The sequence below is a fragment of the Halocatena pleomorpha genome, from assembly GCF_003862495.1.
Classification (GTDB): Archaea; Halobacteriota; Halobacteria; order Halobacteriales; family Haloarculaceae; genus Halocatena; species Halocatena pleomorpha.
On the sequence record NZ_RRCH01000003.1, the window covers coordinates 312,281 to 336,698 of the forward strand.

The window sequence follows — 24,418 nt, forward strand, 5'->3', positions numbered from 1 at the left end:
CGCGTTCGGTTGATCGTCCCCCACATCGTCATCGGTCCAAGACAGGCAGGTGCGTGCTGAGCGCGTCAGTCACCCGATCGATTTCGTCGATCTCGTCGGTGTCACAGCGGATCGTCGGTCGCCACCACTGCGCAGTATGGAGATAGAGCGCATCCTCGGCGTGGGTGTAGCCGGTGAACGTCGACCACGGACGGAATCGGCGGACAAAACCGCGTTCGGCAGCGAGTCCGGCGTCGGAAACGCGGTACGTCCTCCCGTGAGGACAGCTGATATGCACCGTCACTGCCACTACCAATATTACCTGTCCGAGGAGATAGCTTCCTTCGTACCCGAAGAGACCTTCGGCAATCTCTCCGAGAGTCAGACCCACACCGCCGACAATTCCGATTGCGTCCACTATCCGACGGTGACGCCGCGGGAGCCATGCCTCCCCCTCTGTGAGATCGATTGCGTCTGACAATTGGGCATTCGCGCACCGGGTCCAGCTCATTGCCACGACGAGACCGCCAAAAAATCCTCCAGCAACTATTCCCAGCAGCGACCACCCGATTACCGAGTCGAACGACCCGGGAACGATACCGGCGATAGCTCCCACGATCGGGAGAATGAACACCACCATTGGAACAACGCAGAGCGTCCACGAAAGACCTGAGTAGCCGATTTCAATAGCGAGTCCGGGGATGTAAACGACGGCGACACTCACAACCGTTATCACGACCGTTGTCGCGGTAACCACTACAAGCGTGAACAACACGGCGTCCGTGAGGAAGCCTGCCAATACGATAGAACCGAGCGGAATGAGGAGGGCACACGCATACAGTCCGGTGACCAGTGCGTAGATTGGATCCGGGCGAGGACCGTCTTGAAACGCCCGTGTCGTCAAGAACGCCATACCATCACTACTTGGCTAGAAGTGAAATGTTTTCTGTATCTGAGCGGTCCGAAGAAAAACACTAGTAGTAAATAGTCTGTAGTGAAACGGAACACAAATGGATCAACAGCAACGACGCGTTGCGTCGTTCATCGAACAACACGATCTTCACGCTCCGCCCGCGTATCGGCTGTTGGATCTCGTCTCGGAAGTCGGGGAGGTAGCAAAGGACGCCAACAGCTCAACGGACTACGGAACCTCCCCCGGTGAACTCACACTCAGCGAGGAGGAGATCGGTGACGTGCTGTTCTCGCTGCTCGCACTCGCTGACAGTCAGGAGATCAACGCGGACGCAGCGCTACAAACGGCGCTCGAAAAGTACGAACGCCGATTGATCGACGCAGAGACACCGTCCTCGGAGTAGCTCACAACCGGTCGACGAACGCGTCGAACGCGCCGCTTTCGGGATGGACGTGGCAGTACGTCCCGAGCGTGTCGTACTCCATCAGTCCGTCCCGTCCGTCGTCAATACCGTCGCCGCGCTCAACGTCGAAGGCGAATCGAGCGTCCGAATCAACGTCGGCGCTGGAGTAGTGGAACTCGTGACCACGGATTGTCTCACCAGCGGTGGCGGTGTGCGTGTCGGTTCGGGCGCGGAGTTCGACGTGGTCGAGCGCCTGGTACCGATCGTGCATTCGGACGTGGGCCGGAAGGACGCCGGCCATCTCGTAAGTTTCGTCGTCGGTGGTCAGCGTTTCTGACAGGGCGATCAGTCCCCCACACTCCCCAAACACCGGGAGTCCGTCGGCGGCCTGTTCGGCCACCTGCTCGATGGCGGGGCTGTCCGCCAGCGCAGCGGCGTGCAGTTCCGGATAGCCGCCCGGAAGATAGACGCCGTCACAGTCGGGCAGGTCGTCACCCTCGATCGGTGCGAACGGACACACGTCAGCACGCGCACGCAGTCGCTCGATCGTCGCCGGATAGTAGAATCGAAACGCCCCATCACGAGCAACGGCGATCCGTTCATCCGTGGATGACCGATCCGGCATCCGAGCGGGTGGTGGCGGCGCGCGTGCGACATCCATGAGCGCATCGATCCGGAGGTGGTCTCCCGCGTGTTCGAGCACCTCCTGCGGGAGCGGGGATTCGTCGCCCATCTGCAATCCGAGGTGGCGATCGGGGATCGCCAGCTCCTCTCGCGGCGGGATACGGCCGTAGTACGTAATACCCTCGGGGAGCGCCTCACGGATCCCGCTTTCGTGACGACCACCGTGTGCGCGTTGGGCGATCACACCGGCAACGTCGATGTCGCGGCCAGTCGTCGACGCGTACCGTTCGAATCCCAGTGCCGTGGCGGCAACACTCTCCATGCCGGCGCTTGCGTCGACGACGAGTACGACCGGTAGATCAAGCGCTTTGGCAACCATCGCAGTGCTCGATGCGTCCCCATCGTACAGCCCCATGACCCCCTCAACGACACAGAGATCACCGTTCCCCCGGTAGTAGTTCCGCCGGAGTCCATCCGCACCCTGGAGCCACCGGTCGAGTGTCCGCGAACCCTGCCCAGCGACGTGTTCGTGGTGGCTCGGATCGATGAAATCCGGGCCGGCTTTGGCGGGTTGGACCGAGATCCCCGATGTCTCAAGCGCGTGGATGACACAGAGCGTGGCAACGGTTTTCCCGACACCGGAGCGCGTTCCGGCGAGAACGACGCCGTTCATTCGGCCTCGTCCTGTTCGAGGAGCCGATCATACACTTCAATGATCTGCTCGCGTACGGCGGCCATCGTGACATCGGCTTGATCGGCCAGCGCCAGCGCACCACCCATTCCCACCCCCTCTTTGGCCTCGCCAGTGAGATAGGTGTCCATCACCTGGTGATCCCGCTGATCGAATCCCGGATCGGTGACCGTCATGTCCACCGAAAGATCAGCTACCAACTCCTTGATGGCTGCGGACTCGTCTTCAACGATGAAGACGGTCGTGGCGATCGAAAGCGGGGCGTCAACGCCGGCGTGACGAACGAGCGCCGCGGCTGCGGCCATCTGGGTTCCGCCTGCAAGCGTCACATCGGTCCCTGACTCGGTAGCCCCGACAGCGAGTCCCCCGACGGTGGCTAACACTGGATCCCCAACACACCTGAGCGTCCCCGTCGGATCGCCAGCAGTATCACCGGCAGACAGACCACTCGCATTGAGTCCCACCTCGATCACGCCTTGCTTGAGTTCGAGTGGGTTTTCCGGCAGCGAGGACGACACCGTCGGGCGCTCCCCGAGTGCTGTGAGTACGCCTAACGCAGTCGTCGTTCCACCCGGAATGGTCTCACCGATGATGAGCTTCTCGTCCGGCAGCTGTCGTCCGAGTTCTCGAGCCGTTTTGAACGCTGCGGCGGCGGCCGGCACAGGCGTTGATTCCCGAACATTCTGGCCGGGATCGACACCGATCGACACCGTGGGCGCGCTGGTCGGACGCGCGAGACCGGCGTCAACCGCGATCTGTTCGAATCCGACCAGCTCATAAACCGCGCGCGTGACTACTGCGGGTGTCGGACATCCCGATGGACTGACGGGAACCACCGGCGCTCTCACCGGCTGTCCGTACGTGACGATTTCGAGATCGGCGCTCGGCGTGTGGACCATCATCGCCGGAGTAGCACCTGCGGCGCTGATCCCATCGATCCGGGCTGTCTCCGTGTTTCCCGCCACGAAAACGAACTTCATCGCGCGATCAACCCCGCTCTGTAAGACGGTAACCGTTCGATACTGGAACTACGTCGGGTCATATTCGATAATAACACTAGTACAGTATTGTTGGAACAATTCCATATTAATTCCTCGGTGAAGAGCGCGAGCAAGCGGCGAGTACTACACGAGCCAGCCGATTCGACCTACAATCATACATAAATTTTTGTTATATTTGACCAAAACTTATTTGCCAGTCTGCACCATGCATCAATGCAAGCCTATTTGGGCTAGATCAGATATACTTGTATATCCACCGAATTCATCAATGACATCCGAAACACTCCTACTCATCGGCCGCGAGACGGCGCACGCTCAGGAGATGCTCGAAACGCACGCGGATCGTCTCGCCCGGCGTGGTGTTGTCGAGGAGGTGGACGCTGTGACGTACGAACGCGAGCCGGTCCGTGAGCTTCGCAGTCGGCTGCGATCGATACCGGGCGACCGGGTGTACGTAATGCCGGTGTGCGTCGCTCACACGTTCGAGACAGTCCGGGGACTCCCAGCGGCGCTGTCGTTCGTTTCCGGAACGGTGCAGTACTGTGAGCCGGTGGGGTGGAACCCGGCCATCACCGACGTGATCGTCCAGCGCGCCACCGATCAGATTCAGGCCGGTCCCGACGTGTCGCTGGTGTTGGTCGGGTTCGGGAGCAGTTCGAAGCCCTACCACCGCCAAATGGCCGAGTATCACGCGACGCGGCTCAGAGAGGGAACGGCGTACGGGGACGTTCACGCGTGTTATCTCGTTCAAGATCCAGCGATCGAATGCGCACGGTATGCGATCTCGAACGATCGAGCGGTTGCAGTGCCGTTGTTTCTCACTCACTGTGAGGCAACTGAGCGACGGATTCCCGAGCAGTTGGAGCCGACAGGAATCGAGTACACCGATCCACTCGGGACACACCCACTGGTCACGGACGCGATCCACGCGGAACTCGAAAAACAGCGGGTGCTGGCAGTGGGGGAATCAACCGCGTTCGAAGCCCGGTTGACGGCAACTCAGCGCCCAGTTGCAACCGATGGGGAAGGACCCGATTGACGCGCGGAGGCGTGCGTTCCACCCGCTGAAAACAGTGGATCGGAACGCTCTCAGAGATCGAACTAGCCAGCCCGCACGACGAGCACGGAGAGATCCGAGAACGGTGTGGACGCGGCTTCGACACCACCGGCGTGAGCCGCGAGGTCGCTGAGCGTCGTCTTGGTGATCGTTTCGTCGTCGTGAGTGAGCCGTTCGAAGACGATCGCGGTGAGCGATTCCGATGCGCCGGCTTCGACGAGCGTCGCGGCGACATCACCGGGCATCCAGTCGTACGGACGGGGCAGTACGAGCAGGTGACGGTGTCCGACCTGCTCACACAGCCGATGGAGATCCGAGGAGATTTCCCCGCTTTTGTGGAGGGTGACAAACGTCGTTTCCTCCATCGGGGTTCTGGCGCGACTGGCAGCCACCTGTAGCGAGGAAATCCCAGGGATGATCCGAACCGCAGAATCGACAGCGGCCTGAACCTTTCCGACGAACTGGTAGCCCGAGTGGTTGGGATCACCCATCAACACGGCGGTTCCGGTGGCACCCTCTGCCACCCGCTGGGCGAACAGCTCTAGCGTTTCGGTCTCATCCGCGTAGCTACACGCCAACAGCTCAGCGTCGGTACAGCCGCGGATGAACTCGATCACTGTCTCGAAACCGACGACGACATCGGCCTCTCTGATGGCGCGTTCGCCGCGCGGCGTGAGGTACGCCGTGTTGCCGGGACCGATGCCGACGGCGAACACCGGCGTGGCGTCGTAGCTGGGTTCCGTCTCGGGAGTTGCCGCCGCAACGCTCGCCGGATCGGGACCGGCGTCGAGATCGTACTCCTCGGTCATGACTCGGTGGAAAGATCCACAGCGTCGTTTCTGGCGTCGCTCGCGACGTGGATCAACTCGTTGGTCAGTGCCGCCGCAAGCCCGCTCCCCCCGCGCCGACCGACGTTCGTGACCGCAGGGACGTTGTGCGCTGCCGTGACTGTTCGGATCCGTTTTCGGCTCGTTTCGGCTTTGACGAATCCCACGGGCGTGGCGATCACGATGGCGGGCCGGGTACCGTCCTCGATACAGTCAGCGAGCGCGAGCGCCGCCGTCGGTGCGTTTCCGATCACCGCGATCGCTCCCTCATAGATACCCTGACGATCGAGTTCGAACACCGAGGCGGCCGTCCGGGTCATTCCAGTCCGTTCGGCCAGCTCGCTGCCGTTACCGATCGCTTTGCGAACCGGACAGGAATGTCCCCGATCGGTGATGCCCGCTTTGGCCATCGTGATGTCTGTGACGATGGCCTGTTCACCGAGCACTGCCCGTGCGCCAGCACGGACGGGCGTGCCGGTGAACCGTAACAAGTGCTGAAACTCCGGATCGCCGGTTGCATGGACTGCCTTCTGTCGCATGCGGTCGGAGAGTGTCGCATCGGGAACGAGTTCCCGAACCCGATCCATGCTGGTCTCAGCGATCGCCATGGCGGACTCGGTAGTGGCACCGAGATCGGCGTACGGCTCGGTGTCCTCAGTCGTCATCGGCGGTCACCTCGCTGGACGCGCGGGCTTCGAGGTCGCCGTCCACCCGGAGATTGACATCGTGTATCTGGTCTTTCATCGCGTCATCCGCCTCATACAGCCCGCGATCGATTGCCTCTAACAGCGTGTCGGTGATGCTCTCTAAGGCCCACGGATTCACCTCGCGCAGCCACTCTTGGCGGTCAGAATCAAGGGCGTACGCTTCTGCAACGTCAGTCCAGAGCCGGTCGCTCACGACACCCGTGGTGGCGTCCCAACCGAGCACCACGTCGACCGTCGTCGATAGGTCACCCGCGCCTTTGTAGCCGTGGTCGGTCATGCTGTCGAGCCAATCGGGATTAAGCACTCGGGCGCGCATCGCCTTGCGCACCTTCTCCTCGTTGGTGTACACGGACACGTTGTCGGGATCGGCTGAATCGCCCACGTACGACGCCGGTTCGTCGTCTGCGATCTCGGAAACGGCGGTAATGAACCCGCCGTGAAAGGCGTACCAGTCCGAGCTGTCGAATTCATCTTGTTCGGCGGTGTCTTCGATCTTCACGGTGGCCTCGACCGTGCCGAGTCGGCGCTCGAACGCGTCGTGGGCCTCAGTGACGCGGCCGCGCTTGCCGAGCGCGTAGCCACCCCACTGGACGTACACGTCAGCGAGATCCGCGCTGTCCGTCCAGTTTCCTTCGTCGACGGCCTTGTTGGTTCCCGCGCCGTAACCGCCGGGTCGCGTGGTGAACACGCGGTGTGTGACGGTCGGATTCTCGATGCCCTCTTCGCGCAGTCGTTCGGCTTCCTGCTCGACGTGTTTTTTGACGTAGTTCATCTCGTGTGGCTCGTCCAACTCGACCACCGCCTCGACCGCGTCGTGGACGACGCTCGCGGCCTGTGGAAACGCGTCCCGGAACAGCCCCGACACACGGGTGGTCACGTCGATGCGCGGGCGATCCAACTCGGAAAGCGGGATCGGTTGTACGTCATCGATCCGCCCGGCGTCGGTCCACTCCGGTTTGACCCCCATCAGCGCGAGCACCTGCGCGATCGTCTCTCCGCGTGTTCGGACCGTCGGAGTGCCCCACGCAACGACGCCGATCTCCTCGGGGTACGCACCCGTGTCGGACCGGTGGCGTTCGAGCACGCCCGCGGCCACCGCTTTGCCGACTCGCCACGCGCTGTTTGCGGGCACTTTCCGCGGATCAAGCGTGTAGAAGTTTCGGGCTGTCGGCAACAGATCGACGCCGCCGCGTGTTGGCGCACCGCTGCCGCCCGGCGGAACGTACTCGCCAGTGAGGGCGTCAGCCGTCCGGGGAATTTCCGCGCTCGCGTCTCGAATGCGCGGCGTCACCTCCTCACAGATGAACGAGAGTACCGCCCGCAGCTCCTCGTGTGCGCCAGGGATCGCTCGCCCGTCTCCCAGCGGTTCGAGATCGACCACGAGGTGATCCATGGTCAGTTCGTCCGGCTCCGTGTCCGTCCCGGCTGCTGGAACGTCGAACCCGTGCTCCGCCAACGTTTCCACGAGCTCAACGCTCGTCTCATACACCACGTCAGCGGCCTCGGCGTAGGTCATTCCGAACGTCTCATTGTACGAACCGGGATCGTTGAGCATCCGATCGTACTCGACGCCGAGCACACCGGCGACGCTCTCCCGAAGACTCGGTGCCCCCGGATTTTCGAGCCGAGTGAGCGCGACAAGATACTCGATGAGACGCTCACCGTCAGGCGGTTCACCCATCGTGTGCAACCCCATCCGAATCTGCGTCGTTTTCACATCGGTGAGATACTCATGAATGCGTTCGACGAGTTCGTCGATACCGATGTCGTCGCCCGCCACTGCGCCCTCCGCGAGCGTTGATCCGGCCGCATCGGGCCCCCGAACCTCGACCGATGACTCGATCGAGCCATCGATCCCGAGTTCGACAGCGAGATCCAACTCGTCCACTGTCTCTCGGATGAGCCGAGCGAGCTGCTCGCCGTCGTCGGTGCGGGCCGCGACCGTACCAGCCTCCCGGAACTGGTTGGCAAGCTCTTCTAGCTCGGACAGCTCGTCGTACGTGCCAGCAGAACGCATCACCGGCGTCAGATAGTCCACGATGGCCGCGTACGACCGGCGTTTTGCCTGTGTCCCTTCACCGGGGTTGTTGATGATGTACGGATAGACGTTTGGGAGATCGGAGAGCAACTGATCGGGAGCGCTCTCACCGTTCAGTCCAACCGTTTTGCCCGGCAGCCATTCCACACTTCCGTGCGTTCCGAGATGGACGACGGCGTCAGCTTCGAACGCGTTCCGGAGCCATCTGTAAAAGGCCACGTAATCGTGTGGTGGCTGGAGATCCGAGTCGTGATACACCTTCGAGGGATCCATCCCGAATCCACGCGGCGGCTGGACGGTGACGAGCACGTTCTCGAACTCGACGCCCGGAACTGCGAACGCCCGATCGGGCACCGGCCCCCATTCCTCGACGACGTTCGCCTGAAACCGTTCGTCAAGCGCCTCGAACCACGCTGTGTACTGCTCGGATGAAACGGTGTCGACGCTCAACTCGCGTACGTCCTCTGGGGCGACCCACCGGTCTTCAAGCGTGAGTTGAGCGGTCAGCGCCTCAACCAACGCCTGTCCGCTGTCCGGACGCGCTCCGCCGAGATCGTATCCGCGAGCTGCTAGCTCATTGAGTAGATTGACAGTGCTTTCGGGTGTGTCGAGTCCAAACGCGGTGCCGATGCCGTCGTCGCTCGGGGGATAGTTATGCAAGATGACAGCGACCCGCCGCTCGGACGGTGAGATATGCCCCAGCGTTGCCCAGTTGACCGCGAGCCGCGCGGCGTGGTCGACACGATCGTTGATCGGGAAATGCTGTTTCGGTGCACACCCGATGCCGGCCGCGTCATCGGTTCGTTCCTTGCCACTGATGGGGTGCGTGATGAGGTTGCCGTCGAATTCCGGCAGCGCGACCGATAAGGCGAGTTCGAACCCCATCACGCCCGTGTCGCTTCCCTCGTATCGATCGCGCGAGCGCATCGTCGTGATCGTCTGGACGACTGGTACGCCCAATCGGTCGAGAAACACCTCGTTTGCGCCCTCATCACTCGCGCTCCGTCCTCGTTCATCCATCGACAACGAGAACATGAACGACGACAGCACACAGTCCACGACCGGTTCGCCCTGCTCATCGGTGAGCCACGCGTCAGTCACCCACTCCGCGTCGTGTTGCTCGTCGCTATCGGTCGCTGGATTGCAGAAGATCGGAAGCGCGTCCGCTCCTTGGGCTTCGATGGCGCGCACCTGTGCGTCCACGTACCGAGTGTTCTCGTGGGTCCAGTGGGACTCGTAGAACCAGACCGCGACCGTCGGCCGCTCCGATGAGAACGTTGCTATCAACTCCTCGTAGGTCGCCCCCGGATGATCCGGGTGGTACACGCCCTCCGTAGGGAGCGCAACCGGATCATCGTACGCCCACTCGTCTGTCGCGTACTCGTCGGACAGAAACCGGGCGCAGTTAGCGATATTGCTGGTTCCGCCCCGCTCTAAATACGCGTACACCTGATCACGGACCGCCGCCGTGACACTCGTGTCCTCGACGGCGTAGGCGTCACCAGTGGATTTGACAATGCGGGGAACGTCCGCTTCCTCCAACCGACTGACTGCGTGGTCGTACCCCGGCATGCTCTCCTCGGTCCCGTGTAACCAGAACACCGCTGCTGTCGCGTCCGTCAACTCCTCTACGAATGCGTCGATCGCTGATTCGTCGTCGAGATCACTTTCGGATCGAACGACCAGATCAATGCCCTCAGTCCGGGACCCGGCCTGCTGAATCGCCCCTAGCTCGTTTTCCGTCGCCGTGTACAAACCGATCGTTGGCATAAGTTTGTTAAACCTCCTTTTGTCTAATACAAGTATGGTTGAATTACGCACGGATAAAAAAACTTTGCCCGAGGGGAGCACGCTGTCGTTCACCGAGATCGTCGGCCAAGCGGAGTTGAAAGAAGCACTGCTCGCCACCGTGGTGAGCGACGGACTGGATGGGCTGTTAATCCGCGGCGAAAAGGGGACGGGAAAATCCACGACAGTGCGGGCGTTATCCGATCAACTGCCGTCGCAGTCGGTGATCGCGGGCTGTCCGTACGGCTGTCCACCGGATGAACCGAAACGTCAGTGTGCGGACTGTCGCAGGCGGACCGATCCGGAAACGGCCGAGCGATCGGTGCCCCTCGTGACGCTTCCGTTGGGTGCGACCCGGGAGCGTGTCGTGGGCACACTGTCGGTGGCGGACGCGCTTGCGGGTGAATACGAGTTCGATACGGGAGTGCTTGCGCGCGCGAACCGTGGCATCCTCTACATCGACGAGGTGAATCTCCTCGACGACCATATCGTAGACGTGTTGCTCGACGCCGCTGCAAGCGGTGTCAACCAGGTCGAACGCGACGGAGTGAGTGTCGTTCATCCAGCGGAGTTCACGCTCATCGGCACGATGAACCCCGAAGAAGGCGAGCTTCGACCACAGCTACGCGACCGCTTTGCGCTCCAAGCGACCGTGACGGCGTGTGAGGATCTCGACCAACGGGTCACAATCATCAATCGGGCGATCGGACAGGCGGACAAGGACGGCAGATCAACGCTGGACACGGCGACAGTTCAGGATCGCGTTCGCGCCGCCCGCAACCGTCTTCAAGACGTTTCAGTACCGCGATCGATCGCGGAAACGATCGCTGAATGTTGCCGGGACTCGGGCGTCGAAGGGCATCGAGGTGACATTGCCACGGCCCACGCTGCCATGACGTTCGCCGCGCTCGATGACCGGACGACGGTGACCGAGTCGGACGTTCAGCGTGCTGTGTCGCTCGCGCTTCCACACCGGTTGCGATCTCGACCGTTCGAGGACGCTCAGGACATCGAGGATGTCATCCACGGGCAGTTTGACGAGGAATCCGAACCGGACGACTGCGGAGACGAATCAAGCAGTCGTGGCGAGGAACCGAGCGAGGACGGTCCCGAGACCGATGGCGAGGCAGACCGAACGACGGAGGCCGAATCGGACGACCGGGAGCCGACTGCTCCGTCATCGACGGAAGCCCGTTCAGACGAACCGTCCGACAGCGATCAATCGGCGGAGCCACAGGGGGAAGCCAACGGAGACCGAACGGACGACGGCGATGAGGCCGCCCCGATCATTCCCGGACAGGACCGGGCTGACATCGGTACTGGGAACGCACCCGATCCGTCCGTTCCTCCCGTGTCCGATGAAATCGACTCGGTGCGGGGCGATCATGTTCGTGTGCCTTCGCGTATCAACGGATCGGGTAGTCGCGTTCGGACACAACAAGCAACACCGACCGATCGGCGGCTTGACGCTGCGGCGTCCGTCAGAGCCGCCGCGTCCCGCGGCGCGCAGTCGGTGGCGTCGCGGGATCTCCGCCACTCAGTGCGACAGTCTGAGACGGCTGCCCTCGTGGTGTTCGTCGTCGACGCCAGCGCGTCGATGCGGCCCGCGATGGCTGTTGCGAAGGGAACCGTGCTCGGACTCTTACAGGACGCCTACCAACACCGCGACGAAGTCGCGTTCATCGCCTTTTCTGGCGAGCAAGCCGACGTGTTGCTTCCACCAACCGACAGCGTCGCGCTCGCCGCCCGCCACCTCAAGGAACTGCCGACCGGAGACCGGACGCCGCTCCCGGCCGGACTCCGAACCGCTGGCGAACTGCTCGAACACGCCGATCCGGACGCGGGCCTCGTCGTAGCGGTCACCGACGGACGGGCGAACGTCCCGCGTGAAAATCCGGTGAGCGAGACGCGCACGGCAGCGACGCGACTTGCCGAGACCGGTGCTCACACGCTTGTCGTTGACGCCGGCGACGGCTCCGGACTCACGAAAACCGTCGCTGAAATGACCGGTGGCGAACGCGTCCCTCTCGACGCGCTGTCACCAGAACGCGTCGATGCTGCTATCAATGCTATAGAATAACACACTCGAAAGATTTACAATCTAGATTGATCTTGTACAAGTATAGTTTGTCATGACGACGGACACTGTCCACGGACGGATCGAACGGGTTCGTATCGACGTTACACCGACGCAGTTAACGCTGATGGTGGCATCGATCGTCGCGGCCGGGTTCGTACTGCTGTTTTTACAAGATCCGATGGTCCACGATTCAATGCACAATTTCCGTCACGCGGTTGGCGTCACCTGCCACTGAGCAATGTTCACTGAATACGTCACTCGAGGGGCCAAAGCGGGAGTGGTGGGCGGCGTCGCGTTCGGTCTGTTCATCGCGCTGGTTGGAAATCCGCTCATCGGATACGCGGAGACGTTCGAGCACAGCCATGGACACTCTTCAACAGTTTCGGACACCGTTGCGGCGGTGGTCAGCGTCGTTGGTGGCGTGCTGTTGGGTGTGTTGCTCGGAATCGTGGTGTTCGGTGCCATCTACTACTTTCTGGAGCCGGTGTTGCCCGGTGGATCGATGGACGCAGAAAGTTACCTGCTCGGCGGTGCTGGGTTCATCACGATATCTGGTGCGCCGTGGCTCGCGTTGCCGCCCCAACCGCCGGGCGTAGAGCAATCGCTTTCGGTTGATGTGCGGATCGCGTGGTACGCCCTCATGATGGGCGCGGGTGCGCTGTCGTGTGGGCTGGCCGGGTACGTGTATCGGCGGCTCCGACGACGATTTGACGATCGGAGCCGGGCGATCGCAGCGTTCGGAGCGACCACGATGTTCGGAGTGCTCCCAGTGGTTGCCCTCGTGGCACCGGCGAACTCGGTTACTGGACCGATCCCATCCGAATTGGCGACGGTGATACGGGCAGTCACTGCGATGGGACAGGTCGGGTTCTGGTTCGTACTCGCTACTGCCCACGCGTGGTTGGTTCGACGCGATCGATCGATCCCCGAGTCGGAGACCGACCCGATCGACGCGCCGTCGATGGCTGTCGAGCCATGAACGACCGAACGGCCGAGGTTCGGGCGAACGGATTCACCGATCACGTATTGGTCTGTACGAACGACCGAGAGTCGTCGTACGCCTGTTGTGCCGATGCTGGCGCGATGGAGGTGTACGAAGCGATTAAAGGCTGGCTGCGTGAGCGTGGCGTGTTCTGGTCGCACGTCCACGTTGCTCGAACGAGCTGTCTCGGGCTGTGTAGCGAAGCGGGGACGGCGATCGTGATCCATCCACGCAACCGGTGGTACTCGGACGTCCAACCGGAGGACGTGCCTGATTTGCTCCACGAAGAGTTCGGAGCGGACGCCTCGCAGTTGGGTGTGAGACCGACGGGGGAGTCCTGAGCCACGATCGAATAAACCACCTCATGTGTTCGGCTGTAGCGTCTTCGACATCCAACGCGAACGTTGAAACGGAGATGATCGCGCTGAACGTTACAGTGGTCGTATTTGCCGCTGGATTGGTTGGGGCTGCTGGCGTGTATGGCTTATTGCTCGTGACGCTCACGACCGACCACCAGCTGTGGCCGCCCGGCGAGAAGACGCGGGCGTACTATCTTCATTGGACGCTCGTCTGGCTGTTCAACGGCTCGTTGGTGACCGTCGCCGTTCTGGACTGGAACGCGTGGCTACTGCCACGGCCCGGAACGCTCCTCGCGGGTGCGGTGCTCGCCGTCGTCGGTACGGCAATCTTTCTCCGGAGCGCGGGTGTGATGCGTTCGGAGGAGACGATGGGCGTGACTGGTGAGCTGTACACGGAGGGACCGTACGCGTACAGCAGAAACCCCCAGTACGTCGGGATGATCGTCGGAACGGTCGGGGTCGCGCTGCTCATCAACTCTGTGTTGGTAGCCGTGCTCGCAGCGGCTCATGTCGGCTGGGTGGTGCTGTTACCGTACGTCGAGGAGTCGCATTTGCGTGTGGAGTACGGCACGGCCTACGACCAGTACATGGATCACGTTCCCCAGTTCGTCGGGACTTACACCGTTCGTCTGCTGATCACCGACTGATCGAACTGATTGTTGAATGGGCAAAGGATATTGGAATACCGCCCCGTAAGGACAAGTAGGTGGAAGAATGTCAAAAAAGTCCTCCGATGTGATCGCGCTCGCGGACACCGTCTCCGATCTGATGTACGGGGTTGCTGGGTGGATGCTGGTGGTGTTGGGTGTCGCTGGAAGCGTTGGGGCGGTCGGTGGTGCGATCCAGAATCCGAGTAGCATCAGTATTGCTGCCGTCTTGTTTCTGCTCTCAGCGTGTTTCATCGCGTTCGGCGTGTTTGTGAATCCCCAATTCCGTCGGCGGCTGAACCGTCGTCATTCTCTCACTCGGTTCGGGGAGGTACAGAGCGTCGATCGGCGCGTTCTGTCTCCGAACGAAGGCCGATCGGAACTGTGTATCGAGTGTGATACACAAATGACGCGGGGTGTGATTCGTCGCTATCGGGAGGAGTTCGCCGTCGCTGGCGTTCCGGTGTACACTCGTTCAGACGGAACGAACCACTACTGTCCGGACTGTGCCACAGCGGATTTCGCTCACGACGCGAGCGAACGGTCCCAGCCACCAGCGGTCGAACGATCCTGATGCATCGAACGGGGGAGCCATCTTCAGAGCGAGCCGACGAGCAGTCGGTACGCGCCCCGCCGCTGATCCTCCTCGTGATACACCACGGGTTCCTCGACGGCAGCGATCGTCTCGCTGTTGAGCGCGACAGCGGTGGCGATGCCCGTCGTTTGATGGCTGGTTATCGTGTCCGTTGCCACGTTGAACACGCTCAGCCCGTGGACACCGGGATCGCGCGTCCGGAACTGCTGTGCGCTCGGCACCGCCACCCTGTCGGCAGCAGTGGCGAGTTCAGTCGCGAAGCCGCCGACGGACGCCGACCACTCGCGGCTCCCGTCGGGTGAGACGCCAATGGCCGTGTGTTCCTCGGGGTGGAGCACGGTTGTCTCTCGGCCCACTTCGGGATACGTGTTGCCGGTGACGAACACCGCCCCGTCGTGGGTCGCGTGAACGTGATTCGGGTACGCGTACACCGTCTCCCCGTCGATCTCTGTGGGTATGGCGAGAGCCACGCCCCACTCCATGCCGTCGGGACCAATCCGATAGCCACGGTGGTCGGCGTGACTCGTGACCACTGCCCCGGTATCGAGTAGCGACACGTCACCTACCCGTCGCTGGCCGTCTGCTGGCGGATCCCATCGGTACCGGATCATACCGTCTTCGGCGTCGAGCACGACTAGCCCAGAATCGTGCTCGCCGGGGCACCGGTTGTACGCCACAGCGACCCGATCGTCTCGAACAGCGACACTGATGGGCGACGCGTCCGTTTCGTGGATCCACGCAATCGCACCATCCGCGTCGAACGCGTAGACGGCGCTCGAAAACGATCGTCGTTCATCATCGCGCTCATACCGCCGGACGGCGGCGTACACACGAACATCATCGGTGACGAGATCCACGACGAACGGGAGGAAAAACCGTGTTCGCTTTCGTGGCTCGCCCACGTCGGTGGCTGCCGCGTATTGCCAGCGGACGGTTCCTGTATCGAGATCGTGCGCACGGATAGCACCGGTCGCACTGCGTTCACCAACGACCACGCTGTCCGCGAACGATGCGATCGACACGACTGCCGCCTCGGCGTCCGATTCGACACGCCAGCGTTCCTCAAGCGTCCACCGGTCGTAGGCGACGACAGTGCCAACAGCAGTTCCGACCACGACGTGATTTCCGGTCACGGTGACGGCCGAGCGCCGTCCTGTGTGGCGCGACCGCGCGGAGTCGATATCGCTGTCGATATCGACGGTCTGCCACGCGTCACTCATCGACCGGGAACGCCTCGTGGAGTAGATCGTGAGCGTCGTCCAGTCCGTCAAGCACGTTCTCTCCGTGGTTGGTCACGCGAGCGACCGCTTGCTCTGCGTCCCGAACAGCGACCAGCCGTCCCCGGAGATAGCCGTAGGCGGGATCGTCGGTGTCGGTGACGGCGATCTCGGATTCGAGATCAACGAGTGCCGAATCGAGGTGTCGCTCGATCTCAGCGAGCGTTTCGGCACGAGCCAGCGCCCCGATAGGGCCGTCCATGCGGCCCTCAAGTTCCCGCTCAGCGTGCTGGCGCGCGCTCTCGTCTTCGGTTCCGAGAACGTTCATCAATCCGAGTCGTAACGCTTCGAGTTCGTAACAGCTCATGATGTCAGTGTTTGATCGACAAGCTCCGAAACGATGCGATCCCGATCGAGGTGAGACGAAACGATACGCTCTGCATCCGCTGCGTCGACATCACCGTACCAGACGCCGTCGGGGTAGACGGCCACCATCGGACCGTCCCCACACCGACCGAGACACGACGAACGGGTGATGCGCGCGTCACACGCCTCTGAATCGCGGGCGTGCTGGCGTAGCCGCTCTAAGACGGCAGGCGCACCGTCAGCGGCGCACGTCTGATTCGTACAGACGGCGACGTGTTTCTCTGGAGCGTCGTGGGCGTGTGGCTGCTCGTCAACGTCGTCGCGGTCGGCGTGTTCAGCCTGATGAGTGAGCGCCCGGAGCATCGCTCTTGCACCACCAATGTCCTCGGTATGGCCGTCGAGTTCGACCTTGTACTTACACGTATCACAAGACATCTGGACGCTGTCGGTGCGCGCCTCCTGCCATCGATCACCAAGCACGTCTAGCAGACGAGAATCAGTGCCCAACGGATCGCCTGCGCCGACGGTGACGTACGGATACGTTTCGTCAAAATCGGCGGTCCAATCCCGAACGCGCTGTGTGAGGACGCCATCACCGAGCATGTATGGAAGGACGATGACGGCGTCCGGACGGTGTTTCACCGTCGCATGCAGCGCGTCAGTGAGCTGTGGCTCGGTCACACCGACGAAACAGGTTTCGACCCGGTCGAACGCGCGCCCCTCATACAGGAGGCGCGCCAGCTTCTTGGCGTCGCCGTTGGCGTCGGGATCGCTGGAGCCGCGAGCACAGAGCACGACCGTGACGGTGTCAGTATCGCGGTCGACACCGAGCGTACTCTCGACAGCACTGGCCCGCTCGTCGAGCAGATCGACGATCGCTGGATGGATGCCGAGGTGGCTACCGACGTGGATCGTCACGTCGGAACGCTCGGCGCGGACCTGTTCGATCGCCAGCGGCACGTCGGCTTTTACGTGGCTCGCTGCGAACAGGGAGAGTTGGACCACTGTGATCGTTGACACCGCAGACGCTAATCCCGCGATCGCCTCAGAGATCGCGGGCGCTGCGAGTTCGAGAAACCCCGCGTCGACCGGAATTCCGAGTCGTTGTTCTAACCCCGCAGCGAGAGAGCGAACCTGCTCGTTCGATCGCTCTCGGCGCGATCCGTGACCGATCAGCAACACCGCTTCGTCCTCGATCGCGGTCGTCGGTAGGATGGTCTCCGTCATTATTCTGAGAACGAAAGCGATCCGACATCGCCACCTGTCGCGCGTTCGACGCTCCGTCGGAGCTTCCGGCGTCTATCGGCGGCGTACAGCCCCGAGTCATCACTTCCAGCGTACACCCATCGCGCAAACGCCGCGGGATCGGCGGTGGCTGCAAGCCCGAACCAGTAGCCACCCGAGGAGCTTTCTGAAAGCCCCTCGGTGGGAATCTCGGGAGCCGCGTTGCCGAGCAGCGTCCGAAGCGCTTCGAGTAGCTGCTTGTCCTCGTGAACGAACGACACTCCGACCGACGCCGAGGATTCCTGGAAACAGACGGTGCCACAGGCTTCGAGCAGTCCCCGCACCAGCTGCTGGCGGTGGTCATCGAAGCCCGTAAACCGACGATTCTCGGGCACGTCGGCTCCGGTCACCACGCCCGCGTCAGTGGCGCGTTGGGCGAACGACGGTGACACCGGTATCCGGAGTTCGTACACCTCCTCATAGCGAACGACGGTCGCGTCGTGGGCCGATTCGTGGACCGCAATCGTGTGCTTGGGGTCCTCACCATTGGCATCGGCTTCGGAGGTCCCAGCCACTGCGTCGAGTGCGGACTTGTCACCGACACGTACAATCACTCGATCAGTCGTGACCGTGCCGTTGCCGGCGACCCGACCCCAGAAGTACGCCGTCTCCGGCGTTGGATCGAGGAGATCGTCGCCCGTCTCACGCATCGTCGATCACCGTCACGTCGATGGCGTCAACCGGACACGCGCGAGCTGCGAGGCGGGCATCCGCAAGACGGTCGTCGCTGAATCGAGCGATCGTCTCGTCTGCTTGTTCATCGGATCCGTCAGCTCGTTCGATCGTCACCAGTCCGTCTGGGGCTTCCTCGAACCGGTCATCACGAACGAGACACGCGAAGACACCCACACAGGCGGTCCGATCAATCCGGATGTGGTACTCAGTACTCATATTTGGATTCGTAGCCTCGGGGCGTCACCATGCGGTCATCCCAGACGTACGTCTCCTCGTTGCCGACGATGATGGTCGTCGTCATGTCGATGAGTTCCGTTTCGCCAAGCTCCTCAAGTTCGTCTAGCGCAACGATCTCCGTTCGTTCGTCCTCGCGGCCCGCGCCGTGGACGATTCCCACGGGCGTGTCTGGATCGCGGTGTTCAGTGAGAATCTCACAGCACCGCTTGAAATTCTCTCGACGCTTGCGACTCCAGGGGTTGTAGATGGTGATGGTGAACCCTTCGGCTGCGACGGCGTGAAGCCGTGACTCGATCGTCTCCATCGGTGTCAGGTGATCCGACAACGAGATACTGACGCTGTCGTTCACTAACGGCGCACCAACGCGTGCCCCACAGGATTGGGCAGCGGGTACGCCCGGCACGACCTCGAAGTCGACCATACTCGCGGTCGCACCTTTCGATTCGAGGATCTCTAAGGCCAGCCCTGCGAGCGCGTACACGTTCGGGTCGCCGCTTCCAACGATAGCGACATTGTTGCCCGCGAGCGCGCGATCGACTGCCTCCTCAGTGCGGGAGACTTCCCCACACATCGGCGTGTCGTACAGCTCCTCGGCCGATTCCGTGATCTCCTCGGGGAGGAGATCGATGTACGTCGTGTACCCGACGATGTGCTTTGCCTCCAAGAGGCTAGCACGGGCGCGCTGGGTCATTCCCTCTGGCTGACCGGGACCGATCCCCACCGCGAGCAACCGACCGGGATCGGCGTCGAATGCCTCGATAGACGCTCCAACCCGCTCATCGGTGGCTTCCCGCTTCGAGTCGTCACACGCCGATCCTGATTTCGACTCCGACTCCGACTCCGATTCCGATGTCGAACCGCCATACGTTCGTTGCTCTGTGCTCGTGCTGGTGTTGTCACTACTCATAATTATTAGAAATCCTCCACATCACGCCCGCCGCGCGGGGTGTAGAGGTGTGTTCGGTAATCGTTCTCCCAAACCATCGTTTCGTCCGTACCGACGAGGATCGACGTGCCCATGCCTCCGACCTCCTCGTCGTGGTCGGTCGCCGCTCCAAGCGTCGTAATGGTGTGGGTCTCACCGTTGATATTTCGACCGGCGTCATCACGCCCGGCGTCGTTGAAGATACCAACCGGAACGTGGTCGGCGCGCTCCTCCTGGATGAGACCGACCGCGCGCTGATAGTTGCGCCAGCAGTTGTACAACACGATGACGAACCCACTGACCGCGCCGCGCGCAGTTTTTCTTCGATCTCCTCCCATCCCCGCCATTTATCAGACAGAGAAACTGTACAGAAATCGTTACTGAGCGGCGCGCCGAGATTCGCCGCGCCACCGAGTGCGGCCGTCACGCCTGGAATCACGGTGATCGGAACGTCGTAGGCGTTCTCTGCTTCGGCCATCAGATAGAGAAGATCGCTTTTCCCGTACACGTTCGGATCGCCGCCCGACACGTGAGCGACGGTTTGACCGTTACGCACCCGCTCGAACGCCTCCCGAGCGAGTTCGACCTGCCGACCCATCGAGGAACGGATGATCGTTTGGCGGGTGCCGTCGGAGCGAGCGACGACCGCCTCCTCGTCCGAACCGGTCGCCGTCTCGTTGGCTGGAAGCGTTCCGTCTGCCCGGAGGAACGCCTGATAAAGGTTCGACGCGATAACGCAGTCGACGCTCGAAATCACGTCTTGAGCGCGTTGGGTCATCGTGTCGGGAAGTCCGGGACCGATCCCGACGACGTACAGTCGGCCGCGTTCGCCGTCGGATGGTTCAGCGTCAGTCACGGTGTCTCACCGCCCCACCGCGACTGTCACCGCGTCGTCGTAGCGTTCTTTCTCCTGAAGGAGTTCGTGGTTGCGTCCGCCAGCGATGGCCGACGCCTCTGCGATACCGGGCCAGCCGATGAGTTCGTTCGATCGGGAGGGACTCGGCCCTTCGAACCTTGCGAGCATCTCCTTCTCGAAGAGCACGATCCCGACATCGATCTTCTGGGCCGCTTCGTACAGCCCCGATTCGTCTTTTTTCCGAGTGCCGGTGGCGACGAACGTCACATCATCGAAGCCCAGATCCAGCGCCGATAGCGCGGTCTCCCATGCGGTGAGCACCTGCTCTGTTCGGACGCCCGAAACGGTGCCGGTGCCGAGGACGACGCCATCCTTGTTTGGCTTGAGAACCGTTACGTCGTCGTCAACGAAGACGGCACGAGGACCGTCGAGTCGGGCGACTGGTCCGAGTTCGTCGTCGAGCACGGCGAGATTCGTTGCGACCGTCGAATCGCCGTTGACCACGTGCGCGTCCAAGGCTTTGGCCTTGCTCTCGACGCCTTGCTTGCCAGCGGCTTCGCTCGCGGTCGTCATCGCAGGCACTGCACCCAACTGCGCGAGATCGGTAACGACCTGATTCGCGCCGTGGTGGCCACCCGTGAGCGGGATCGCCCACGTGAGTTGTTCGTCGACGACCACGATAGCCGGATCGTCCCACTTGTCCGCGAGCAGCGGCGCGGCTTTGCGCACCGCGATGCCCGACGCCATCAACCCGACGAAACAGTCGTACTCCTCCCACTGGTCGGCAAACACGTCGCCGTGGTATTCGATAACGTCAACTCGGTCGTAGGCGTCTTCGATCTCCGCTTTGATCGTGCGGGCGGTGTCGAGCTTGCGCTCGAAGCTGATGATGGCGATCTCCTCGGCCACCTCGCCGTCAGAATCCGGCGTTGAGCAGTGGCTCGCTCCGTTCGATTCCGTGGTATTGTTCGTACTCATGTGTCTACAGCGCTCGTTTTCATTTGTGTGTCAGTCATTACTCTCTCCGTCTGCAGCGGTGCGGTTCGCCCATTCGCCGTACAGATACGAGCGTTCGTATCCCGCCTTTCGCGCTGCGTCACCGATGATGACGAGCGCGGAGGCACGGTACCCGGCCGCTTCGATCCGATTACCGATGGTAGCGATGGTTCCCTCGATGATGTCCTCATCAGGCCAAGACGCGTGATAGACGACCGTAACCGGCGTTTCGGGATCATGCCCTCCCGCAAGAAGCCGGTCCATCGTCTCAGCGATCGCGTGTGTCCCGAGATAGATGCAGGTCGTCACATCACCCATCCCAACGAACTCATCGATGTGGTCATCTGACGGATCGAGCGTTGTTCCCTGTGGCCGAGTGAACGCGACGTGATTCGCCACGCCGTTGAGCGTGAGCTGGGTTCGGAGGCTTGCACTGGCAGCAAACGCCGCTGTCACCCCTGGCACAAGATACGTCGGAACGCCGTCGTGTTCGAGGGCGTCCATCTGTTCGAGCGCCGCCCCGTAGACGGCGGGATCACCGCTGTGAAGCCGAACGACCGACCGGCCAGCCTCGTAGGCCCCGGCCATCAGCGGCACGAGCTCCTCCAAATCCTTCCCGATGCTCGATACCTGCTCGGCGTCTGCACAGTAGGTAGCGAGGAGTTCGCTGTTGACCAACGATCCCGCGTGTACCACGAGATCGGCGGCTTCGACCAGCTCTTTTCCCGTGACCGTGAGCAGTCCTGGATCACCCGGTCCGGCTCCGACGAACGGAATGCCCTCCTGACGCTCGCCAGCGGTCCGTTCGTGGATACGAGGATCGCGCTCGGCCGCAGTGGCCGCATCGATGGCCGTTTGGGGATCACTCATTGTGACTCCGTTCCGCGAGATCAGTGCCGTGCGTGTCAGCTCCCTCGAACGCCGCAGTTGGTGATTCATCGTCAATTCCGCGTTTTTCGGCGTACGCGAGCGTGTAGTAATCCCGACCATCGACGGCGTGGGGATCGTCAGTGACGACGGTATCCCCCGATTCCATGAACAGCCGGCGGCCGTACACCACGTCGTAGCCGCTCTCGATGAGTCCTTCGTGAGTCGACGGTGCGTCGGTGACTTTGAACAGAACCATCCGGTCGGGACCACTCGGAGCAACACCACCAGCGGCCTCCCGCAACGCGAGGCTCGAACCAGCTGTGATCTCGATCCCGAGTGCTGTCGTAAACGCCGTGACGGCGCTCACACCGGGGACGATCTCGATCTCGACCGAATGAAACGCGTCAAGCGTCCGCCGGAGATGGCCGAACGTCGAATACACGTTGGGATCACCAAGCGTCACGAACGCCACAGAGTCCTCGCGTGCACGCGGGGCGATCTCTGCAGCGGCTTTCTTCCACGCCGTTCGGAGTTCGTCCTCGTCGCGGGTCATCGGGAATGAAAGGCCCGAAATCCGCGCGTCAGGCACGTGTTCGGCGGCGACCGATCGGGAAAGCCGACCGGGCGTGTACACCACGTCGGCTCGTTGGAGTATCTGCTTACCGCGTACAGTCACGAGATCCGCACGGCCCGGACCCAATCCGACGCCGTACAGCGTCATCTGCCACCTCTGGCGTCCGATTCGTCGGTCTCGCCAACCACCATGTACACCGGATTGTCTGAGTCGAAACTCGTCGCGCCGGCCAGCTCGTAGCCGTGGCTCACCTGAATCTGGATGACCTCCTCAAGTACTCCCCGCTCGCGGAACGCTTGAACAGCCTCACCCGCGACTTCAAGACGGGAGACGTTCATTATGATCCGGTCGATTCCCGTTTCGACCGCGTGATCGAGCACCGCCTCGTAGTTGCGGCTGCCGCCGATGAACAACGCGTCACCGTCTTCCGGCAATCCTGCCGGTGCGTGTGCTTCTCGAAGTGTGACATCACCACTCACGTCGTTTGCGGCCAGGTTCTTCCGCGTCACCGCTATCCGGTCGGGCTTGCGTTCGAGCGCGGTAACCCGGTCAGCACGACGTGCTGCTTCGATGGTAACGGCACCAGTACACGAACCGACTTCGACAACATGGTCGGCCGCCGTGAGATCGAGTTTGTGTAACAGCACAGCCCGAACCTCCGCCTTGGTCGGCCCTGCCTTTGCGTCGTATGGGAGCGATACGCGCGACATCAGTCTCTACAACTCACGTAGTACGTAAAACAATTTTGGTTGTTATAGAACAAGTGAATTTGGCTCAAGGGCCAGAATCAGCAGTTGAGAACAAATTCACCAGGTCTAAAGCAAAAATACTTGAGTTGTCGGTGTTGAGAGCCACTAATGCCGAAGGACGTTGTGGGGACGGATGACTCCGGTGTGCTCCGAAGCAAACGGAACGCCACCCGATATCAGATCCTAGTACAGGTCGCAGAGCACCAGCCGGCAGTGAGTCAACAGGAGATTGCGGACGCGATCGGGATTACGGCGCAGGCAGTGAGCGATTATCTCCGGGATCTCATCGAACAGGACTACGTCGACAAACAGGGGCGTGGTCGGTACGAAATCACCAAAGAAGGTGTCGACTGGCTCATCACGCAGACCGACGAGCTACGCGGATTCGTCCAGCACGTCTCGGAGGACGTTATCGGACAGGTCGACATCGAAACTGCGCTTGCGAGGACGGAGATCAGCGAGGGTGAGACCGTGACGCTCACGATGCAGGACGGCGTGCTGCGGGCGATGTCGGGGGATATTGGCGGCGCAACTGCGGTTGCAGTAACGGACGCCGACCCGGAACAGGACGTTGGTGTCACTAACTTCGAGGGCGTCCTCGATTACGATCTCGGAACGGTGACGATCGTAGCGGTGCCGACGGTGCAAAACGGTGGGAGCACGGCGGTTGATCCGGACGCGATCCAGTCGGTCAGAGACGATCACGATCTCGTCGCCGTTGCAGGTACTGAAGCACTCGCCGCGGTGCGTCACCTCGGTGTCGATCCCGATATCCGGTTCGGAACTGAAGCTGCCGTCGAAGAGGCAGCAACGAAAGGCCAGTCCGTGCTGTTGGTGGCCACGACCGACGAACTGTCGACACACACCGATCGGCTCCGGGAAGGCAACATCGGTTATGAAGTCGTCGACGCGACCGACGAGTGAGCTACTATTTTATTTCCATTACTTATATTTATAAATTGAAATGCCGTAGTTTCA

25 protein-coding genes and 1 pseudogene are annotated in these 24,418 nt (G+C 61.8%); 9 read left to right on the forward strand and 17 right to left on the reverse strand.

Features of this window, described 5'->3' with window-relative positions:
- Positions 1 to 28 precede the first annotated feature (28 nt).
- Complete coding sequence (locus EIK79_RS02570) at positions 29 to 892, reverse strand: hypothetical protein (protein ID WP_124953560.1); 864 nt, start codon at positions 890 to 892, stop codon at positions 29 to 31.
- 97 nt (positions 893 to 989) lie between these two features.
- Between EIK79_RS02570 and EIK79_RS02575 the strand changes: the two genes are divergently transcribed.
- Positions 990 to 1,295 (forward strand): MazG nucleotide pyrophosphohydrolase domain-containing protein, encoded by a 306-nt coding sequence (locus EIK79_RS02575; RefSeq protein ID WP_124953561.1) that lies wholly within the window; start codon positions 990 to 992, stop codon positions 1,293 to 1,295.
- 1 nt (position 1,296) lies between these two features.
- Here the strand turns inward: EIK79_RS02575 and EIK79_RS02580 are convergent, their stop codons facing one another.
- Positions 1,297 to 2,592, reverse strand: a complete 1,296-nt coding sequence (locus EIK79_RS02580) for a cobyrinic acid a,c-diamide synthase (protein WP_124953562.1) — start codon at positions 2,590 to 2,592, stop codon at positions 1,297 to 1,299.
- On the reverse strand, positions 2,589 to 3,590 hold the full coding sequence (gene cobT / locus EIK79_RS02585; protein WP_124953563.1) for a nicotinate mononucleotide-dependent phosphoribosyltransferase CobT: 1,002 nt from the start codon (positions 3,588 to 3,590) through the stop codon (positions 2,589 to 2,591). Before cobT ends, EIK79_RS02580 begins: the two co-directional genes overlap by 4 nt.
- A gap of 289 nt (positions 3,591 to 3,879) precedes the next feature.
- Between cobT and EIK79_RS02590 the strand changes: the two genes are divergently transcribed.
- Positions 3,880 to 4,650, forward strand: coding sequence for a CbiX/SirB N-terminal domain-containing protein (locus EIK79_RS02590; protein ID WP_124953564.1), 771 nt, complete (start codon positions 3,880 to 3,882; stop codon positions 4,648 to 4,650).
- 62 nt (positions 4,651 to 4,712) lie between these two features.
- Here EIK79_RS02590 and EIK79_RS02595 read toward each other — a convergent pair whose 3' ends face one another.
- Genes EIK79_RS02595 through cobN form a run of 3 tightly spaced genes read right to left on the reverse strand, consistent with a single transcriptional unit; the run spans position 4,713 to position 10,010 of the window.
- Positions 4,713 to 5,477 (reverse strand): cobalt-precorrin-7 (C(5))-methyltransferase, encoded by a 765-nt coding sequence (locus EIK79_RS02595; protein ID WP_124953565.1) that lies wholly within the window; start codon positions 5,475 to 5,477, stop codon positions 4,713 to 4,715.
- A complete protein-coding gene (locus EIK79_RS02600) occupies positions 5,474 to 6,160 on the reverse strand; it encodes a precorrin-8X methylmutase (RefSeq protein ID WP_124953566.1) in 687 nt (228 codons plus the stop codon). The genes EIK79_RS02595 and EIK79_RS02600 overlap by 4 nt, the downstream gene beginning before the upstream one ends.
- Entirely contained in the window at positions 6,150 to 10,010 is a 3,861-nt protein-coding gene (cobN, locus tag EIK79_RS02605; protein WP_124953567.1) for a cobaltochelatase subunit CobN, read from the reverse strand. Before cobN ends, EIK79_RS02600 begins: the two co-directional genes overlap by 11 nt.
- Positions 10,011 to 10,044: 34 nt before the next feature.
- Between cobN and EIK79_RS02610 the strand changes: the two genes are divergently transcribed.
- From EIK79_RS02610 to EIK79_RS02635, 6 genes are all read left to right on the forward strand, one after another.
- Positions 10,045 to 12,108, forward strand: a complete 2,064-nt coding sequence (locus EIK79_RS02610) for an ATP-binding protein (protein ID WP_124953568.1) — start codon at positions 10,045 to 10,047, stop codon at positions 12,106 to 12,108.
- 52 nt (positions 12,109 to 12,160) lie between these two features.
- A complete protein-coding gene (locus tag EIK79_RS02615) occupies positions 12,161 to 12,343 on the forward strand; it encodes a CbtB domain-containing protein (protein ID WP_124953569.1) in 183 nt (60 codons plus the stop codon).
- 3 nt (positions 12,344 to 12,346) lie between these two features.
- A complete protein-coding gene (locus EIK79_RS02620; protein WP_124953570.1) occupies positions 12,347 to 13,087 on the forward strand; it encodes a CbtA family protein in 741 nt (246 codons plus the stop codon).
- Positions 13,084 to 13,431, forward strand: coding sequence for a (2Fe-2S) ferredoxin domain-containing protein (locus EIK79_RS02625; protein WP_124953571.1), 348 nt, complete (start codon positions 13,084 to 13,086; stop codon positions 13,429 to 13,431). Before EIK79_RS02620 ends, EIK79_RS02625 begins: the two co-directional genes overlap by 4 nt.
- A 23-nt stretch (positions 13,432 to 13,454) precedes the next feature.
- Complete coding sequence (locus EIK79_RS02630) at positions 13,455 to 14,096, forward strand: methyltransferase family protein (protein WP_221621659.1); 642 nt, start codon at positions 13,455 to 13,457, stop codon at positions 14,094 to 14,096.
- Between the two features lie 67 nt (positions 14,097 to 14,163).
- Positions 14,164 to 14,670, forward strand: a complete 507-nt coding sequence (locus EIK79_RS02635) for a hypothetical protein (RefSeq protein ID WP_124953572.1) — start codon at positions 14,164 to 14,166, stop codon at positions 14,668 to 14,670.
- Between the two features lie 23 nt (positions 14,671 to 14,693).
- Here the strand turns inward: EIK79_RS02635 and EIK79_RS02640 are convergent, their stop codons facing one another.
- The 11 genes and pseudogenes from EIK79_RS02640 to cbiT all read right to left on the reverse strand — a co-directional run bounded on the left by EIK79_RS02640 (position 14,694) and on the right by cbiT (position 23,401).
- Positions 14,694 to 15,911 (reverse strand): outer membrane protein assembly factor BamB family protein, encoded by a 1,218-nt coding sequence (locus tag EIK79_RS02640; protein ID WP_124953573.1) that lies wholly within the window; start codon positions 15,909 to 15,911, stop codon positions 14,694 to 14,696.
- Positions 15,904 to 16,275, reverse strand: coding sequence for a DUF3209 family protein (locus EIK79_RS02645; RefSeq protein WP_124953574.1), 372 nt, complete (start codon positions 16,273 to 16,275; stop codon positions 15,904 to 15,906). The genes EIK79_RS02640 and EIK79_RS02645 overlap by 8 nt, the downstream gene beginning before the upstream one ends.
- Entirely contained in the window at positions 16,272 to 17,501 is a 1,230-nt protein-coding gene (locus tag EIK79_RS02650) for a CbiX/SirB N-terminal domain-containing protein (RefSeq protein ID WP_124953575.1), read from the reverse strand. Before EIK79_RS02650 ends, EIK79_RS02645 begins: the two co-directional genes overlap by 4 nt.
- Positions 17,501 to 18,208, reverse strand: coding sequence for a cobalamin biosynthesis protein (locus EIK79_RS02655; RefSeq protein WP_124953576.1), 708 nt, complete (start codon positions 18,206 to 18,208; stop codon positions 17,501 to 17,503). The genes EIK79_RS02650 and EIK79_RS02655 overlap by 1 nt, the downstream gene beginning before the upstream one ends.
- Positions 18,201 to 18,449, reverse strand: a complete 249-nt coding sequence (locus EIK79_RS02660; protein WP_124953577.1) for a ferredoxin — start codon at positions 18,447 to 18,449, stop codon at positions 18,201 to 18,203. Before EIK79_RS02660 ends, EIK79_RS02655 begins: the two co-directional genes overlap by 8 nt.
- Complete coding sequence (gene cobJ / locus EIK79_RS02665; protein ID WP_124953578.1) at positions 18,439 to 19,377, reverse strand: precorrin-3B C(17)-methyltransferase; 939 nt, start codon at positions 19,375 to 19,377, stop codon at positions 18,439 to 18,441. The genes EIK79_RS02660 and cobJ overlap by 11 nt, the downstream gene beginning before the upstream one ends.
- 5 nt (positions 19,378 to 19,382) lie before the next feature.
- Positions 19,383 to 20,251 (reverse strand): annotated as a pseudogene (locus EIK79_RS02670) (precorrin-3B C(17)-methyltransferase).
- Positions 20,252 to 20,257: 6 nt separating this feature from the next.
- A complete protein-coding gene (cbiG, locus tag EIK79_RS02675) occupies positions 20,258 to 21,229 on the reverse strand; it encodes a cobalt-precorrin 5A hydrolase (RefSeq protein ID WP_124953579.1) in 972 nt (323 codons plus the stop codon).
- Between the two features lie 30 nt (positions 21,230 to 21,259).
- Positions 21,260 to 22,117 carry a cobalt-precorrin-4/precorrin-4 C(11)-methyltransferase gene (locus EIK79_RS02680; protein ID WP_124953580.1) on the reverse strand — a complete coding sequence of 286 codons (858 nt, stop codon included), beginning with the start codon at positions 22,115 to 22,117 and terminating at the stop codon, positions 21,260 to 21,262.
- On the reverse strand, positions 22,110 to 22,838 hold the full coding sequence (locus tag EIK79_RS02685) for a cobalt-factor II C(20)-methyltransferase (protein WP_124953581.1): 729 nt from the start codon (positions 22,836 to 22,838) through the stop codon (positions 22,110 to 22,112). The genes EIK79_RS02680 and EIK79_RS02685 overlap by 8 nt, the downstream gene beginning before the upstream one ends.
- Positions 22,835 to 23,401 carry a precorrin-6Y C5,15-methyltransferase (decarboxylating) subunit CbiT gene (gene cbiT / locus EIK79_RS02690; protein ID WP_124953582.1) on the reverse strand — a complete coding sequence of 189 codons (567 nt, stop codon included), beginning with the start codon at positions 23,399 to 23,401 and terminating at the stop codon, positions 22,835 to 22,837. Before cbiT ends, EIK79_RS02685 begins: the two co-directional genes overlap by 4 nt.
- 147 nt (positions 23,402 to 23,548) lie before the next feature.
- Between cbiT and EIK79_RS02695 the strand changes: the two genes are divergently transcribed.
- On the forward strand, positions 23,549 to 24,364 hold the full coding sequence (locus EIK79_RS02695) for a DUF7839 domain-containing protein (RefSeq protein ID WP_124953583.1): 816 nt from the start codon (positions 23,549 to 23,551) through the stop codon (positions 24,362 to 24,364).
- The last annotated feature ends 54 nt before the right edge of the window (positions 24,365 to 24,418 follow it).

Excerpts from the sequence above, each read along its gene's own strand:
- EIK79_RS02570 (WP_124953560.1), bottom strand. The coding sequence starts at position 892 with ATGGCGTTCTTGACGACACGGGCGTTTCAAGACGGTCCTCGCCCGGAT.
- EIK79_RS02575 (WP_124953561.1), top strand. The coding sequence starts at position 990 with ATGGATCAACAGCAACGACGCGTTGCGTCGTTCATCGAACAACACGAT.
- EIK79_RS02580 (WP_124953562.1), bottom strand. The coding sequence starts at position 2,592 with ATGAACGGCGTCGTTCTCGCCGGAACGCGCTCCGGTGTCGGGAAAACC.
- cobT (WP_124953563.1), bottom strand. The coding sequence starts at position 3,590 with ATGAAGTTCGTTTTCGTGGCGGGAAACACGGAGACAGCCCGGATCGAT.
- EIK79_RS02590 (WP_124953564.1), top strand. The coding sequence starts at position 3,880 with ATGACATCCGAAACACTCCTACTCATCGGCCGCGAGACGGCGCACGCT.
- EIK79_RS02595 (WP_124953565.1), bottom strand. The coding sequence starts at position 5,477 with ATGACCGAGGAGTACGATCTCGACGCCGGTCCCGATCCGGCGAGCGTT.
- EIK79_RS02600 (WP_124953566.1), bottom strand. The coding sequence starts at position 6,160 with ATGACGACTGAGGACACCGAGCCGTACGCCGATCTCGGTGCCACTACC.
- cobN (WP_124953567.1), bottom strand. The coding sequence starts at position 10,010 with ATGCCAACGATCGGTTTGTACACGGCGACGGAAAACGAGCTAGGGGCG.
- EIK79_RS02610 (WP_124953568.1), top strand. The coding sequence starts at position 10,045 with ATGGTTGAATTACGCACGGATAAAAAAACTTTGCCCGAGGGGAGCACG.
- EIK79_RS02615 (WP_124953569.1), top strand. The coding sequence starts at position 12,161 with ATGACGACGGACACTGTCCACGGACGGATCGAACGGGTTCGTATCGAC.
- EIK79_RS02620 (WP_124953570.1), top strand. The coding sequence starts at position 12,347 with ATGTTCACTGAATACGTCACTCGAGGGGCCAAAGCGGGAGTGGTGGGC.
- EIK79_RS02625 (WP_124953571.1), top strand. The coding sequence starts at position 13,084 with ATGAACGACCGAACGGCCGAGGTTCGGGCGAACGGATTCACCGATCAC.
- EIK79_RS02630 (WP_221621659.1), top strand. The coding sequence starts at position 13,455 with ATGTGTTCGGCTGTAGCGTCTTCGACATCCAACGCGAACGTTGAAACG.
- EIK79_RS02635 (WP_124953572.1), top strand. The coding sequence starts at position 14,164 with ATGTCAAAAAAGTCCTCCGATGTGATCGCGCTCGCGGACACCGTCTCC.
- EIK79_RS02640 (WP_124953573.1), bottom strand. The coding sequence starts at position 15,911 with ATGAGTGACGCGTGGCAGACCGTCGATATCGACAGCGATATCGACTCC.
- EIK79_RS02645 (WP_124953574.1), bottom strand. The coding sequence starts at position 16,275 with ATGAGCTGTTACGAACTCGAAGCGTTACGACTCGGATTGATGAACGTT.
- EIK79_RS02650 (WP_124953575.1), bottom strand. The coding sequence starts at position 17,501 with ATGACGGAGACCATCCTACCGACGACCGCGATCGAGGACGAAGCGGTG.
- EIK79_RS02655 (WP_124953576.1), bottom strand. The coding sequence starts at position 18,208 with ATGCGTGAGACGGGCGACGATCTCCTCGATCCAACGCCGGAGACGGCG.
- EIK79_RS02660 (WP_124953577.1), bottom strand. The coding sequence starts at position 18,449 with ATGAGTACTGAGTACCACATCCGGATTGATCGGACCGCCTGTGTGGGT.
- cobJ (WP_124953578.1), bottom strand. The coding sequence starts at position 19,377 with ATGAGTAGTGACAACACCAGCACGAGCACAGAGCAACGAACGTATGGC.
- cbiG (WP_124953579.1), bottom strand. The coding sequence starts at position 21,229 with ATGAGTACGAACAATACCACGGAATCGAACGGAGCGAGCCACTGCTCA.
- EIK79_RS02680 (WP_124953580.1), bottom strand. The coding sequence starts at position 22,117 with ATGAGTGATCCCCAAACGGCCATCGATGCGGCCACTGCGGCCGAGCGC.
- EIK79_RS02685 (WP_124953581.1), bottom strand. The coding sequence starts at position 22,838 with ATGACGCTGTACGGCGTCGGATTGGGTCCGGGCCGTGCGGATCTCGTG.
- cbiT (WP_124953582.1), bottom strand. The coding sequence starts at position 23,401 with ATGTCGCGCGTATCGCTCCCATACGACGCAAAGGCAGGGCCGACCAAG.
- EIK79_RS02695 (WP_124953583.1), top strand. The coding sequence starts at position 23,549 with ATGCCGAAGGACGTTGTGGGGACGGATGACTCCGGTGTGCTCCGAAGC.